The sequence below is a fragment of the Rummeliibacillus sp. NPDC094406 genome, assembly GCF_044763875.1.
GTDB lineage: Bacteria > Bacillota > Bacilli > Bacillales_A > Planococcaceae > Rummeliibacillus.
In genome coordinates this window covers 190,979-205,317 of record NZ_JBIWGZ010000007.1, presented here as the reverse complement: position 1 = coordinate 205,317, position 14,339 = coordinate 190,979, and the positions used below count along the sequence as shown (strand labels likewise).

13 protein-coding genes and 8 tRNA genes are annotated in these 14,339 nt (G+C 36.8%); 1 reads left to right on the top strand and 20 read right to left on the bottom strand.

Annotated features, from left to right (window positions below):
• Positions 1-147: 147 nt before the first annotated feature.
• From ACIQ4I_RS17645 to acpS, 16 genes are all read right to left on the bottom strand, one after another.
• Positions 148-221, bottom strand: a tRNA-Gly gene (locus ACIQ4I_RS17645).
• Between the two features lie 31 nt (positions 222-252).
• Positions 253-329: transfer RNA gene (locus ACIQ4I_RS17640), tRNA-Arg, on the bottom strand.
• Positions 330-346: 17 nt separating this feature from the next.
• Positions 347-432 (bottom strand) — tRNA-Leu (locus ACIQ4I_RS17635).
• Positions 433-494: 62 nt separating this feature from the next.
• Positions 495-570: transfer RNA gene (locus tag ACIQ4I_RS17630), tRNA-Lys, on the bottom strand.
• A 24-nt stretch (positions 571-594) separates the two neighbouring features.
• Positions 595-669 (bottom strand) — tRNA-Gln (locus ACIQ4I_RS17625).
• A gap of 6 nt (positions 670-675) precedes the next feature.
• Positions 676-752 (bottom strand) — tRNA-Asp (locus ACIQ4I_RS17620).
• Between the two features lie 6 nt (positions 753-758).
• A tRNA-Glu gene (locus ACIQ4I_RS17615) sits at positions 759-833 on the bottom strand.
• A gap of 1 nt (position 834) precedes the next feature.
• A tRNA-Asn gene (locus tag ACIQ4I_RS17610) sits at positions 835-911 on the bottom strand.
• 102 nt (positions 912-1,013) lie between these two features.
• Positions 1,014-1,469, bottom strand: a complete 456-nt coding sequence (locus tag ACIQ4I_RS17605) for a SprT family protein (protein ID WP_403098358.1) — start codon at positions 1,467-1,469, stop codon at positions 1,014-1,016.
• 330 nt (positions 1,470-1,799) lie between these two features.
• Positions 1,800-3,965: a Tex family protein gene (locus ACIQ4I_RS17600; protein WP_403098356.1), complete on the bottom strand. Its 2,166-nt coding sequence runs from the start codon at positions 3,963-3,965 to the stop codon at positions 1,800-1,802.
• A gap of 174 nt (positions 3,966-4,139) precedes the next feature.
• Entirely contained in the window at positions 4,140-4,550 is a 411-nt protein-coding gene (locus ACIQ4I_RS17595) for an anti-sigma regulatory factor (RefSeq protein ID WP_403098354.1), read from the bottom strand.
• 408 nt (positions 4,551-4,958) lie between these two features.
• Positions 4,959-5,309, bottom strand: coding sequence for a type II toxin-antitoxin system PemK/MazF family toxin (locus ACIQ4I_RS17590; protein WP_119415968.1), 351 nt, complete (start codon positions 5,307-5,309; stop codon positions 4,959-4,961).
• A 4-nt stretch (positions 5,310-5,313) separates the two neighbouring features.
• Positions 5,314-5,595: a transcriptional regulator gene (locus ACIQ4I_RS17585; RefSeq protein ID WP_403098352.1), complete on the bottom strand. Its 282-nt coding sequence runs from the start codon at positions 5,593-5,595 to the stop codon at positions 5,314-5,316.
• 222 nt (positions 5,596-5,817) lie between these two features.
• Complete coding sequence (gene alr / locus ACIQ4I_RS17580; protein ID WP_403098350.1) at positions 5,818-6,936, bottom strand: alanine racemase; 1,119 nt, start codon at positions 6,934-6,936, stop codon at positions 5,818-5,820.
• A gap of 67 nt (positions 6,937-7,003) precedes the next feature.
• Positions 7,004-8,251, bottom strand: coding sequence for an outer membrane lipoprotein carrier protein LolA (locus ACIQ4I_RS17575; protein WP_403098348.1), 1,248 nt, complete (start codon positions 8,249-8,251; stop codon positions 7,004-7,006).
• Between the two features lie 55 nt (positions 8,252-8,306).
• Entirely contained in the window at positions 8,307-8,660 is a 354-nt protein-coding gene (gene acpS / locus ACIQ4I_RS17570) for a holo-ACP synthase (RefSeq protein ID WP_403098347.1), read from the bottom strand.
• Between the two features lie 68 nt (positions 8,661-8,728).
• Here acpS and ACIQ4I_RS17565 point away from each other — a divergent pair, with 68 nt between their 5' ends.
• Positions 8,729-9,337 (top strand): rhomboid family intramembrane serine protease, encoded by a 609-nt coding sequence (locus ACIQ4I_RS17565; protein ID WP_403098345.1) that lies wholly within the window; start codon positions 8,729-8,731, stop codon positions 9,335-9,337.
• A 62-nt stretch (positions 9,338-9,399) separates the two neighbouring features.
• Here the strand turns inward: ACIQ4I_RS17565 and ACIQ4I_RS17560 are convergent, their stop codons facing one another.
• From ACIQ4I_RS17560 to ACIQ4I_RS17545, 4 genes are all read right to left on the bottom strand, one after another.
• A complete protein-coding gene (locus ACIQ4I_RS17560; RefSeq protein ID WP_403098344.1) occupies positions 9,400-10,905 on the bottom strand; it encodes a PH domain-containing protein in 1,506 nt (501 codons plus the stop codon).
• Complete coding sequence (locus ACIQ4I_RS17555) at positions 10,898-11,377, bottom strand: PH domain-containing protein (protein WP_403098342.1); 480 nt, start codon at positions 11,375-11,377, stop codon at positions 10,898-10,900. The genes ACIQ4I_RS17560 and ACIQ4I_RS17555 overlap by 8 nt, the downstream gene beginning before the upstream one ends.
• 323 nt (positions 11,378-11,700) lie before the next feature.
• Positions 11,701-13,266, bottom strand: coding sequence for a degradosome RNA helicase CshA (gene cshA / locus ACIQ4I_RS17550; protein WP_403098340.1), 1,566 nt, complete (start codon positions 13,264-13,266; stop codon positions 11,701-11,703).
• Positions 13,267-13,608: 342 nt separating this feature from the next.
• A complete protein-coding gene (locus tag ACIQ4I_RS17545) occupies positions 13,609-14,310 on the bottom strand; it encodes an alpha/beta hydrolase (protein ID WP_403098338.1) in 702 nt (233 codons plus the stop codon).
• Positions 14,311-14,339 lie beyond the last annotated feature (29 nt).

The window sequence follows — 14,339 nt, the reverse complement described above, 5'->3', positions numbered from 1 at the left end:
CCATAAAAGTAAAGTTTGAAAGCTCATTAGCTTTGCTAGCGTATCATCTATAAGATGATATCTATTGTTTGTCCTTGTCACTAACATAAGTTAGTAAACAAAGTTTATTGATTAACGTCTTGCTTGTTCAGTTTTCAAGGTTCATATTGGAGCGGGTGAGGAGAATCGAACTCCCGACAACAGCTTGGAAGGCTGTGGTTTTACCACTAAACTACACCCGCATAAATATATAATATTAAAATGTTAATAATATGGTGCGCCCAGCAGAAGTCGAATCCACAACCTTCTGATCCGTAGTCAGACGCTCTATCCAGTTGAGCTATGGGCGCATATTATAAAATTTTCTTGGTGCGATCGAGAGGACTTGAACCTCCACCGAGTTACCTCGACTAGGCCCTCAACCTAGCGCGTCTGCCATTCCGCCACGACCGCATCTTTTCTTAACAAGTAAGTATTATTATAATATACCTTCTTTATCATGTCAAGAGATAAAATGGTGAGTCATGCAGGATTCGAACCAGCGACCCTCTGATTAAAAGTCAGATGCTCTACCAACTGAGCTAATGACTCGTAGCTGAAATAACAAAAAGAAAATGGCTGGGGTACCTGGATTCGAACCAGGGCATGACGGAATCAAAATCCGTTGCCTTACCGCTTGGCTATACCCCAATAAAATGGCGGTTCGGACGGGACTCGAACCCGCGACCTCCTGCGTGACAGGCAGGCATTCTAACCAGCTGAACTACCGAACCATTAAATGGTGACCCCTACGAGATTCGAACTCGTGTTACCGCCGTGAAAGGGCGGTGTCTTAACCGCTTGACCAAGGGGCCATGGCTCCGAAGGCAGGACTCGAACCTGCGACCCTCTGATTAACAGTCAGATGCTGCTACCAACTGAGCTACTTCGGAATAACCTTCATTTGTTTGTCGCTTCAATGTGTTATCACCTTGTCGACTTTTACTATTATAGAGAGTTATATTATATTCGTCAAGCGTTTTTCTAAAAAAACTTTAACTTTTCAAATTGAGTTGTCCAAGACACTTGCTACAACGGTATCTAGCTGTATTCATTCTAATCTTTCGATGATAATTCGTTCCACATTTAACGCATACATACGTATATCGTTTACTAATACTTCTTCTCTTACCTTGATCTAAATTAGAACAAAAGCGAGGCGCATTCGTTTTTTTCAAAAGCATTCTAAAATCGGCATCTCTATGCTGATATCCCTTTCCTTCTATATGAAGATGATAATGACATAGTTCATGACGTATAATTCCTTCTATTTCTTCAAGTCCATACTGTTCAAATGCTTTGGGGTTAATCTCAATATTATGGGATTGTAAAAGATAACGTCCACCTGTTGTACGAAGTCTTTTGTTGAAATAAGCCTGGTGCTGAAACGGTTTGCGAAACACTTGCTCTGAAATATCACTTACTATCTGCTGTAAATCACGGTCTGTCATAGTGTACCTCCTAACAAAAATTCAATACCTCACGACAGTGAAGTATTGAATTTCATATTAGATTTCTTTTTAATATAAAGACTTTGTTGAACAATACTGGTGATATTTCATCAATTTCGCCACAGGCGGACGCTTTCCGCAGGCGAAGCAACAAGCCTCCTCGTTCGCCTTCGCTCACTTGCAGGGTCTCGTCTGGCTCGCTTTCCCGCAGGAGTCGCCACCTTTAGCTCAAGTAGATTCAAAAAAAATCAACAATATCCTATAACAGAGCCAAACTAAATACCTTTTTCAAAAGTCTTAATATCACACTTTCATTAAGTATGACCAGTATTATTCATCAATTTGTTGTTCAGGTGGTAGCATTGTAAGAGAAATTCTACCTTTCCCGGCTTCTACTTTATCTACCCAAACCGTTACGATATCACCAAGCGCTACAACATCTAACGGATGCTTTACAAATCCTTTTTTCAGTTTTGAAATGTGTACAAGACCATCTTGTTTTACACCAATATCGACAAATGCTCCAAAATCAACGACATTTCGTACTGTACCTTGTAGCTCCATTCCTGGTTGTAAGTCTTCCATTTTAAGAACATCTTTTTTTAATAATGGTTGTGGGAAAGCATCACGAGGATCTCGTGAAGGTTTCATAAGTGAATCAACAACATCTTTTAGTGTTACTTCACCTACTCCCCACTCTTCGCTTAGTGCAGAAATATTTAGTTCTCCAATTGCTTGTTCGGCTTCCTGCAAACCAATTTGTTTCTTATCGATATGTGCAGCTTCTAAAATTAGTTTCGCTAAATCATAGCTTTCTGGATGGATTGCAGTAGCATCTAACGGATTTTTTGCTTTTGGAATTCGCAAAAACCCAATAGCTTGTTCATAAGTCTTAGCACCAAGTCTTGGGATTTTCTTTAGTTGTGTACGAGCTGTAAATTTTCCATTTTCACTACGAACTTTCACGATATTCTCAGCTACCGTCTTGGATAAACCTGAGACATATTGAAGTAAAGATGGCGATGCAGTATTAACATCTACTCCAACTTGGTTTACTGCTGTTTCTACTATAAATGTTAATGACTCCTCTAATTTCTTTTGTGAAACATCGTGTTGATATTGTCCTACACCTACTGCCTTAGGATCAATTTTCACAAGTTCTGCTAAAGGATCTTGTAAACGTCTCGCAATTGATACAGCACTTCGTTGTTCTACATGCAAGTCAGGAAATTCCCCGCGCGCTACTTCAGATGCCGAGTATACGCTAGCCCCTGCCTCACTCACAATAACATAAGCAGCATTGCTAATTGATTCCTTTAAGCATTCGGATACAAATTGTTCTGTCTCACGAGAAGCTGTACCGTTTCCTATTGCAATAATCGAAATTGGGTAGCGTTTTAAAATATCATTAAAGGTTTTTCTAGATTTTTCTATATCACCTTTTGCTGTATGCGGGTAGATGACGGAGATTTCAAGCATTTTACCTGTGTCATCTACAACTGCTAGTTTACAGCCTGTTCGATACGCCGGGTCTACCCCTAGCACATATTGTCCATTCATCGGTGGTTGCAACAATAAATTACGTAAATTTTCCGAGAAAATATGGATTGCTTGTGCTTCGGCTTTTTCAGTTAACTCATTGCGAATTTCTCGTTCAATTGATGGTTGAATTAAACGTTTATATGCATCTTCAATCGCTAACTCTACTTGCGAAACAGCAGGTGAGGAAGAAGCAGGTATCCATTCATTTCGCATAACCTGATGTACACGTTCTACCGGTACCTGAATACTTACTTTTAAAACCTCTTCTTTTTCACCACGATTAATAGCTAATATACGGTGCGGCACGATTTTATTAACAGGTTCTTCGTATTCATAGTACATTTCGAACACAGCTTTCTCATCAAGCTCTGCATTTTTAACAGCAGCTAGAATTTTACCTTGTTGCCATGATATCTTTCGGATTTTCTCACGAATTGCGGCATCATCTGCAAAGCGTTCTGCCAAAATATCACAAGCTCCTTGCAATGCTTCTTCAGTATTTTCCACTTTTTCACCCACAAAGGGCATTGCCAATTTTTGAAGGGGCGTTTTGTCAAATGCCGTTAATTGATCCGCTAATGGCTCTAAGCCTTTGTCTTTTGCAATTGTAGCTTTTGTGCGTCGTTTCTGTTTATATGGACGATATAAATCTTCAATCCGTTTTAAAATGGTTGCAACATTAATTTCTTTTGCTAATTCTTCCGTTAGTTTTCCTTGCTCATCAATTAAGCGAAGAACTTCCTGTTTGCGTTGCTCTAATTGTTGAATATAGTGATAACGGTCTTCGATTGCTTTTATTTGTACCTCATCTAACGAACCTGTTGCTTCTTTTCGATAGCGTGCTATAAACGGTACTGTATTAGAAGCTTCAAGTAATTGAATTACTTGTTCTACTTGATGTGTACGAATACCAATTTCTGTGGCGATTAACTGATGCATTTTTTTGTCATCCATAAGTTCACTACCTTTCTTTTGTCTATCCTATTTTATCATAGGAAGAATTTACATATCTTCTGAAAGCCAAAAAGGAATTGTCCAAAAACAGCTTTGGACAATTCCCTTTCTGATTAGTAAGTATCGATATCTTATAAGTGCTTTTCTACAATTATTAATTATTTCTTTGTGATATTAATCATTTTCCAATCGAAGCCACTTCTTAATAGTAATGGTAGTACCTTTTTTTAATTCCGTTTCTATTTCAAATTCATCCATCAATCGTCTAACACCTGGTAAACCAGCACCTAAACCTTGTGAAGTTGAAAACCCCTCTTGCATTACTTGCTGAATATCAGCTATTCCAGGGCCAGAATCCGAAGCAACAATACAAATCCCTTCAGAAAATCCCCCTATCATTCTTGCCACTTCAATTTTTCCTTGTTCAGCATATAAATAAATATTACGGGCTAGTTCACTGATGGCTGTCGTAATTCGTGCTTGATCTACTGCACCAAAACCAATCGATTTAGCCTCCTTGCGACCAAGCTGACGTGCGGCAACAATATCCCATTCTGTCAAAATATCTACAGAAGACCCTTCCATCCTAAATACGCCCCCAAATCACTTAAGTTTTCCAATATTTTTATCATTAATATACAATACGTCCATCGCCTTACTCACTATCTCATTCTAGAAAGAACTCCATAGCACAATAAAAATAAAATATTTTACACACACAATTGGTTAAACTTATATACTCTTTTTAAATTTTATGGATATGTGTAATATTTTCAATAAATAACATTTCATTATTAGTACCAAAAAGAAATAATCCCATATTATCTATTTTATTACTAACTTTTTCTAATTGTATAATATATTATCTAACTTTACACTGTTATTTTCGTAATATTTTTCTATAATAGGTTGGATATATATTCCTATAATTGGAATTTTAGATAAACAAAAACGCCAGAATAATTCATTCTGGCGTTTCAATATGTATGCTATTTAAAATTTTAAAAGACCCAAGCTAATTTCTAAAGCTTCTTCTACTTTTTCCATCAATGGCCCATCTAGTTGTGTGATTTTATCAGTCAATCTGGATTTATCGATTGTTCGTAATTGTTCCAATAAAATAACTGAATCTCTTTCAAACCCATATTTCTTCGCATCTATCTCTACATGAGTAGGTAGTTTTGCTTTTTGGATTTGAGCAGTTATTGCTGCAATAATTACTGTAGGACTGAAGCGATTTCCGATGTCATTTTGAATAACCAGTACGGGTCTAGTACCACCTTGCTCTGACCCGACTACTGGCGATAAATCTGCAAAAAAAACGTCACCACGTTTAACGTTCAAGTTTTCATCCTCCGCTTACGAGTCGCTCCACCATATGTTCCGCTTCATACTCAACATGTAAGCATTCACTACATATAGATAAGTTAATCTGTGACATTTCTACATATCCTTTAACCATTGCTTCTCGCATGTGATTTTTTTGATTTGTATGAATAGATCGTTTTGTTGGAATATAAACGCATTCATTCGTATTTTTTGTTATTTGTCTATAAGCTTGTTCAATGTTTTCAGAAACCATTCGTTCTGGTAATTGGATAAGGACTTCTTCCATTCTTCTTTGACTCACAGCCAACACCTCCACAAACAAATCACCTATTATACCTCTTAACTTACCTACTATCCTAACATTAAAATTAGGCGTTGAAAAGACAGTATCAGTAAGTATTTGACATAAGCGTTGATTTTTTTCTGAATTTGTCGACTTATAGGACAAACTACTATTTATAGCGTATTAATAACATTTAAAACCCCATCTATCATGCTACAGAAGTAACAATTTATTTATAAATTATTTATAAATTTTTGGCACTCTTTGTGAAAGCATACATGGTATTTCATAAACAATTGTGTGAAGTCGATTTGCCCATTCTTGGATATGAATTTCATCTTGTTGTTGTTTGCCGATTAAGACGACCTTTTCGCCAACTGCCATTTCTCTAGGTAATCTAACCATACATTGATCCATACAAATTCTTCCGATAATAGGTGCTCTAGTACCATCTATTAAAACTTCTTGCCCGGATAATCCACGAATAACCCCATCAGCATACCCAATAGGCATCGTGCCAATCCATTCATCTTGTTGCGCTACATATGTACCGCCATAACTGACTGTATCGCCTTTAGCAACTTTCTTCACATGCACTAATTCACTTTCTAACGCTAATGCTGGGTGTAATGCATATGGGAGACGTTTTTCGACAAATGTCGAAGGAGCAAGACCATACATAGATATTCCAAATCGTACGGCATCAAACTGAACGTCTTCTTTGACCAACGAAGCCGCCGTGTTTGCTGCATGTACTAAGCGAGGTCTTACTGGTAAACTTGCTACTAAACCTTTGAACACTTCTAACTGATGATCATACTTCGATGTATCTTCTTCATCTGCAGTTGCGAAATGAGTGAAAATACCATCTACTTCTATATTATTTGCCATAGTTATGGCATCATATACAGCTTTTAACTCTTTTTCTGTTCGTACACCAATACGACCCATCCCACTATCAACTTTTATGTGTACTTTTAAAGGATTGCTTAACTCTTTTGATGTAAAAGCAACTTCGTTAATCCAATCTGGTGAAAATACTGTGAGTGTAATATCAGCTTTAGCTGCGAATGGTGCAAAATTTACCGGGACAGCTCCTAATATCAATATGGGTGTTTTATCAATTGATGTCCTTAAATGTAATGCTTCTTCTGGTGTTGCAACTGCCAACATTGTTGCTCCTGCTTCTAATGCAGCTTTGGCAACTTGCACATCACCATGACCGTAAGCATTTGCTTTTACAACTGCAATTATTTCAACACTTGATTGCAAATGCTTACGTAGGTTTTCTATATTATATCGAATTGCCGATAAATCTATAATCGCTTTGGTAGGACGAAATTGAAGAAGTTCGTTCATGTTTACTAACCTTCTTATTTGTTTTTTTCTATTATCGTCCCTTCAAAAGCTTTGGTCAATCATTATGTTATTTTACTTCTCCATTTACCATTGAAGACGCTACCTGTATTAATTCATCCTTACTTAAATCATTTGAAGCGATAAAGAATGAAACCCCATCTGCTTCCCAGGTAATTGAATTATCAGTAATTGCTCCAATTGTAAATCCTAAATCTGCTGGGTCACCAGGTGAGAATACAGGGATATAAAGTTGATCAGCTTTCGTAACTTTTTCTTGGATGATTGTAAAGCTCTTATCTCCTTCAAATGATAAGATTTTACGAGTACCTGTATCCATTTGTAATGATTCTTCATCAGTTAATTTAACATTATCCCATTTTAATACAGGGTAATGTGTTTTAAAATCTTCAGAATCTATGTCTGCACCTGCATTTTCAGTAGCATCTGTAGCTGTTGCATTTGTATCTGAATCTGTATCTGCTGTAGTTGCAATTGTTTCTTCACTATTTGCTGCATTGCCTTCTTCATTTGTAGACTGTTTATCCGTTGCTTTATCATCTGTAGATTTATCATCTGTTGTTTTTTGTTCACTTGTAGTTGCTTTACTACCATCACCTTTATCTGTTCCTTCTGCTGATGTAACGTCTGATTTCGAATCTTTGTTATCAGCTTTTGTATCGCTTGTCTTTGTAAAATCCTCGATTGCATAATCAGAAGCCTTTTTAGCTACACCAAGCGTTATCTTTTTGAAAGTGATGCGAATTTGTTCTTCATTCGCTTCATTTAATACAATCACTTTCGTAGGCAATAATGTCTTTTTGTCTATATAAACTTGTTGAGTTGGGAGCATTTTAGAATGATTGTTACGTGTTTTTGCTTTGAAGATATACGCATTTTTTGTCTCTTTCATTTCTGCAGTTTTATCCGCAGCTAAATCGTCTGCCAAAGCATTAATTAAATATCCTTGGCTATTTTGTTTTGGCCAATCACTTTGGAATTTATATGTCTTTTTCAGAGATGGCGTAACAACAAATACTCCTTCTTCATTTCGTATAATCATTTGAGATGTTTCTTGACCTTCTTCTGATACTGCAACACGATAAAATTCAGGCTTTGTATGCCATACATTTACATCGTATTTTTTTGAGTCGCCACTCGTTTTGATCTCCATAACAGCCTTAACCTCATAACCCTTAGCGGCTGTCCACTTCTTGCTTGTCTTTTTCACAACATCCTCTTTTGAATTTGATCCACAAGCTACTAACAATAATACTGCCGTTATAAATACTAGTCCTAAAGTGAGAAATTTTCGCAAATCTCCATCCTTTCTCCATTTTCCATTAAAGTATCCTATGAACGAGCTTTAAAATTTATGCGAGCAGAACAACTTGAGCAGCCGCATATTCTTTTGAATGTGTGATACTTACAAAGCCTTGAACAAGTTCCTTTTTAAAATATAAAATCGGTTGACCCTTTTCATTAGGTAAAATTTCTATATCTTGTAAAGCACACTCCTTTCCAATTCCTGTCCCATTCGCTTTAGAATATGCTTCTTTAGCTGAAAATCTTCCTGCCAAAAATTCTAGTTGTCTTCTAGTCTTTAACTGATCGAAAATTTCTAGTTCTCGTGATGTTAAAATTTTTTCTTTGAATCGTGGGCTAAGGTCATTTGCTTTCATTATTCTTGATATTTCTACGATATCTAGTCCAATTCCTTTTATCATGTTTGCTTCTCCTTTCATTTTGCTGATAAAACAATGTATAATAATCATATTAAAATCGAGGTGAATACATGTTTAATCGTACAGAAAATCTTTCGCAATACATAAAACTATATCCTGTTATTTCGTCGTTAATTGCGATCAACGTTGTCGTTTATCTAATTGGTCTAATTCCACCACTAGGCGATAATATTCTTACTATGGGTGCATCTGTTAATTATTTAATTGCGGATGGTGAGTACTGGAGACTGTTTACATCTATGTTCATCCATGGAGGGTTCTTCCACTTACTTTTCAATATGTTCTCGTTATACGTATTCGGTCCGGAACTAGAACGTATTGCTGGTAAACTACGATTTTTTACAATTTACTTAGTCTCTGGTTTTATGGGAGATGCTGTTTCATTTTTAATACAACCGCCAAACTACGCAAGTATTGGCGCAAGCGGAGCCATCTTTGGTATTTTTGGAGCATTTGTTGCACTAGTTTACTATACACGTAAAACAATGCCACAACTGAAACAAATTATTATGCCAATTATTGTGATTTCCGTTATTATGACATTCTTACAACCCAACGTGAATGGTACTGCTCATATTGCAGGGCTTATTACTGGGCTTATTATCGGACTATTCGATTTCCATCCAAAGCGAGTTTTGAGATGGGTTAAAAAAAGATAATACATGAAAAGCTGTTGAGTATTCTAAAATCTCAACAGCTCATTTTATTTCTCGCCTTCAATTTATTTCATAGAATTCGGTTCATACCACTCAAAGACTTCCTCCATCTTCATCAAATCAAAATGCTTCATCTCAGCTATGCTACCCGATGAACCCGACATAATATGAACAGATAATGTCGCCAAGTCTTTCCGTTTTGCAAAATAACTTTGCGAGAGCTTTATCGCCTGTATTCTCCTTTTTAACGTCACAAAAGTAGTTCGGCTAATTCCTCTATAGACAATCATAAGCTGATGACCTCTTATTGCATAGCCTGCACTGCGATGCTGCCAAGAAGCGAGTAATAGAGCTAATGGAATGAGTAGAAACGTCCATAATCCATATGGAAATGCAAAATAACTAGCAACAGCAGCAACGGGTGTTAACCAATATACATACTTTAACATATAACGAAGTAATGCTTTTTTTGGCGCACGCTGTAGAGGGCCATCCCATTGCACTTCTGGAAATAATTTATTTAATAAAATCAATCCTTGCTGTTTTTTCACAAGTGGCAGCATAATAATTCTTTTCTCATCCTTTTCCCCTGAACTCCCAGCACTTTCTATCACAATGGTTGCATAGCCGAAAAGTTGTCTAAATGGATTTTCCACAATACGAATACCCTGAATTCGCTTCATCGGAATCGTGACTCTTTTTTTCTCCAATAACCCTTTCGAGATGAAAAGCTTATCTTCCTCTTTTTCCACGATAAATCCATAGTTATTTAAAAAGGTAATCGCAACAGATAACAACCATGAAATCAACAACACAATTAAAGATATAATACCAATTAATAACATACCAAACTTTATAAAAGCTTGAAACTCTCCGTAGATCTGTTCATATGGAATCCAATCATTAAATTGCGATGCAATTGCTGCTAACCCTGAAAATACAACTCCTATACCACTAGAAGTCGTCGCTAAAATTAATAAGTCCTTCGTTGACATACGATGAATAGTCAAGCGTGGTGCCTTCTGTTCCTTTTGATCGAAATTGTAGATAGCTTTTGCATCATCATCTGAATCATGTCTCACCACTTGGTTCAGATGAAGTTTAGCCTTTTTCATCTCTGTTTCAATCATCGTTGCCTGTTCACGTGTGATAGCAATCAAATCCGCTTCCGCCTCACCACTATCTGCTGCAGTTTCAACGCTCACTTTAACAAGTTTAAATGGGCGGTGAAGAATTCCCTCTTTATAATTTAAACTTTGAATACGTTCAAATGGAATATACCTCTTTTTCTTTACAAATAAACCATATTCAATTCTAAGCTCTTCATCCTCAAACCAATACACATACCGTTTCCATTTAATAAAAGAAAGGATGAAAATGATACATATGACTAGAAGTATAGCCCCCCCTGAAATGAGTGTTTTAATAAAATGCTCGCTATTGGGATTAAGTGAATAACGAAATCCTTTCCCTAAAAAAATAATAGCCATTGGTATTACAAAATTCTTCAAACTAGAAAGAAAACTAAGTACAACTGTAACAGGGTGTAAATGATTTACTTCTCTAGACATCATCTTCCGCCACCCTTGCCAATTCTGAAATATGTACTCGTAATTGATCTGCCTCTTCTACAGGTAACGCTGGAATAGTATGAGTCGTTGCTGCAGTAGAAATTGACATGCTAGATAAATTATAACGTTTTAAAATTGGTCCTTGAGCTGTGTCTACATGTTGCACACGCACCATCGGAACAAGCGTACGTTCAACAATAAATAGACCTCGCTGTATTTCAATTTCTTCCTCTCTCACTTCATAACGCCAATGATCCCAGCGGATTTTTGGAAATAAATATACACCAAAAAATATAAAAGCAATCCATATAACTATACAAATCGCATAAATCCATTTTGGGCCATCAAAGAAAAAGGTGAAAGCACATGCGGCAAACACAATAATAAATAAAATGGCTGATTCTATTACCGCATGAATACGCCACACTGTCAGACCTTTTTTTGAAATATGATATTTCGGTTGTGATGTCATACTCAAACTCCTTTATATATGAATATGTTCTATAAGCCAGGTCTAATGAACATGTTCATTCTAATGTACATTAATTTATGGCTATATTGATATCTTATATACGGTTTGAGCATCTAATAGTTTCAATTCCGCAAAAATTCTATCCAGCTACCGATGCTAGCTTTTACGCTAAGAAAATTTTCTAGCTCATGTGTAAGGTGCACTGTCACAATAACTATACTTTGCAAATTTTCAACAATCATTTTAACAACGCCAAATAATAATAAAAAAAGAGCATCTTCAAACCGATTGCTCGATTTAAAGATGCTCTAATTGTTTGAATACTAGTCTTCGCTACTACGACGAGGTTGACGACGACCGCCTTCACGACGTCCTCCGTCGCGGCGTCCTCCGTCGCGGCTTCCACCTTCACGACGAGTATTGCTACGATCTCCACCACGGCGTCCGCCGCGATCTCCTCGATCTCCTCGATCTCCGCGATTATTCCCACCGCGTCCACCACGATAACCTCCGCGATTTCCACCACGGCTGTTGCCGCCGCCATGGCCATGACCGCCTGAACGACGCATTGGCAACGGACGTTCTTCAGTGATTTTAACTGGTGTATCATCTGGTTCTTTAGTTAATGATTTAAGTGCTGCAGCTACTAAATCAACAGCATCATGGCTAGCTAATAAGTCTTCAGCCATACCACGGTAATCACTTATATGATTCTTTTCAACAAGTTCTTTCATTTGTTCAACTGCAAGAGCTTGTTGACCAACTAATGCTTCATCAGCAGTAGGTGGCTTTAATGGAGTCATACGTTTTTTCGTAGTTTCTTCTACGATACGTAAATAACCCATTTCACGAGGTGTTACGAATGTTACAGCAAGGCCTGATTTCCCAGCACGACCTGTACGTCCAATACGGTGAACGTAGCTTTCTGGATCTTGTGGAATATCGAAGTTGTAAACATGTGTAACGCCTGAAATATCTAAACCACGTGCAGCAACGTCAGTTGCAACTAGGATATCAATTTTATTTTCTTTAAATTGACGTAATACTGAAAGACGTTTTGCTTGGCTTAAATCACCATGAATACCTTCTGCAAGGTAACCACGAATATTAAGCGCATGTGCTAATTCATCAACACGGCGTTTTGTACGACCAAATACGATTGCTAATTCTGGTTGGTGAACATTGATTAGACGTGAAAGGACATCGAATTTTTCTCGTTCTTGTGCTTTTACAAAATATTGATCGATATTTTCAACTGTCATTTCTTTTGATTTGATTTTAACGATTTCAGGGTCTTTCATGAAAGTTTCAGCAATTTTGCGGATTGGTGCTGGCATAGTTGCTGAGAACAATAGTGTTTGGCGTTCTGTTGGAACGTTTTCTAAAATTGCATTGATATCATCAATGAAGCCCATATTCAACATTTCATCTGCTTCATCAAGTACAAGAGTTTCAACGTTTTCAAGTTTTAATGTGCGACGTTTAATATGATCTAGAATACGACCTGGAGTACCTACGATAATTTGTGGTTTGTTTTTAAGTGCACGAATTTGACGGCTAATATCTTGTCCACCGTAAACTGAAAGAATACGTGCGCGTTTATCGTAACCAATTTTATGAAGTTCTTCTGAGCTTTGAATCGCTAATTCACGAGTAGGGGCAATAATAAGAGCTTGTACTTCCGGTTTTTTAGGGTCAACTTTTTCAATCAGTGGAATACCAAAAGCGGCAGTTTTACCAGTACCAGTTTGCGCTTGACCAATGATATCGCGGCCTTCTAATGCGAATGTAATAGTACCTTCTTGGATTGGTGTTGCTTCTTCAAATCCCATACGTTTAAGGGATTTTTGTGTAGAAGCACTAATATTTAGTTCTGAAAAATTTGTCAAACTTCTCATTCTCCTTCTTTGCTTATGCATTTGACAAATGGTTACATTTTCAGATGAAAATAGGGCAAATCGAGCCTTATGTTAGGAACGTTTCCGTTACTTATTATATCTTTGCAAAAATGCAAAGGAATTTTATATAAAAAGGAAAGCCCGGTCTTTGCCGAGCGGTTCAATTCTCAAGTGATTCACACATGAAATATAGAATAAACCGTAATGTTCAAAAAAAAGTACTCTCCATCACTTTGGAGAGTCTTCACACAAAATGTATCCATTGCTTTCAATATTCTAACACGCGTAACCTATTCATGCAATGAATAACCATCATTCGAAATGTTCCGACTATTATTTGCAACTATTTAGAAAATCCAATGCTTTTTTAAACCACTTCTCTGCATCTTCGCAATAACAAATAAGATGTTTTCCTTCTGCTGAAGTAATCAGTTCTTTTTTTGTGCTTGCTACTTTATTATACAAATATGCTGCTGTTGTATACGGTACAAGTTCGTCTTTTTCACCTTGCACCAAACATAAAGGTACTGTAATTTTTTCATAATAAGGAGATACTTTACGAACCAGACGTGTAAACTCTTTTGCAGAGACCACTGGAACATCTATTAGTTTTCTTTCATATCGTTTAAAAAATTCATTTTCTTTATACTCCCCCTGTAGGACATCTATAAACAATCCATTTAAATCGATTACAAACTGTTTTGTACGAATATATCTTGCAGCGGGACTTAATAACACTAATGCTTTCACTTTATATCGTAAAGCTAGATACATTGCAATAATACCGCCCATGGAAAAACCAACGATGAAGATTTCATCCACTTCTTTATATAAATATTTATAAGCAATTTCTGCATCCATCAACCAATGTTCTGCTGTAAATAAATCTAGATTAAGCGTTTCACCATGCCCTGATAGCGTTGGTACATGAATTGTCCATTCAGTATTTTGCTCTAGATAATCACAAAAAGACTTGATCTCATAAGCACCACCTGTAAAACCATGCAGGCACAATACACCGATTTTCAAATTCATCCCCCCACCATATGATTCATCAAAAAAAG

What these genes read in the sequence shown, in the direction of transcription:
- ACIQ4I_RS17605 (WP_403098358.1), bottom strand. Translation starts at nt 1,469, where the DNA reads ATGACAGACCGTGATTTACAGCAGATAGTAAGTGATATTTCAGAGCAA.
- ACIQ4I_RS17600 (WP_403098356.1), bottom strand. Translation starts at nt 3,965, where the DNA reads ATGGATGACAAAAAAATGCATCAGTTAATCGCCACAGAAATTGGTATT.
- ACIQ4I_RS17595 (WP_403098354.1), bottom strand. Translation starts at nt 4,550, where the DNA reads ATGGAAGGGTCTTCTGTAGATATTTTGACAGAATGGGATATTGTTGCC.
- alr (WP_403098350.1), bottom strand. Translation starts at nt 6,936, where the DNA reads ATGAACGAACTTCTTCAATTTCGTCCTACCAAAGCGATTATAGATTTA.
- acpS (WP_403098347.1), bottom strand. Translation starts at nt 8,660, where the DNA reads ATGATAAAAGGAATTGGACTAGATATCGTAGAAATATCAAGAATAATG.
- ACIQ4I_RS17565 (WP_403098345.1), top strand. Translation starts at nt 8,729, where the DNA reads ATGTTTAATCGTACAGAAAATCTTTCGCAATACATAAAACTATATCCT.
- ACIQ4I_RS17560 (WP_403098344.1), bottom strand. Translation starts at nt 10,905, where the DNA reads ATGTCTAGAGAAGTAAATCATTTACACCCTGTTACAGTTGTACTTAGT.
- ACIQ4I_RS17555 (WP_403098342.1), bottom strand. Translation starts at nt 11,377, where the DNA reads ATGACATCACAACCGAAATATCATATTTCAAAAAAAGGTCTGACAGTG.
- ACIQ4I_RS17545 (WP_403098338.1), bottom strand. Translation starts at nt 14,310, where the DNA reads ATGAATTTGAAAATCGGTGTATTGTGCCTGCATGGTTTTACAGGTGGT.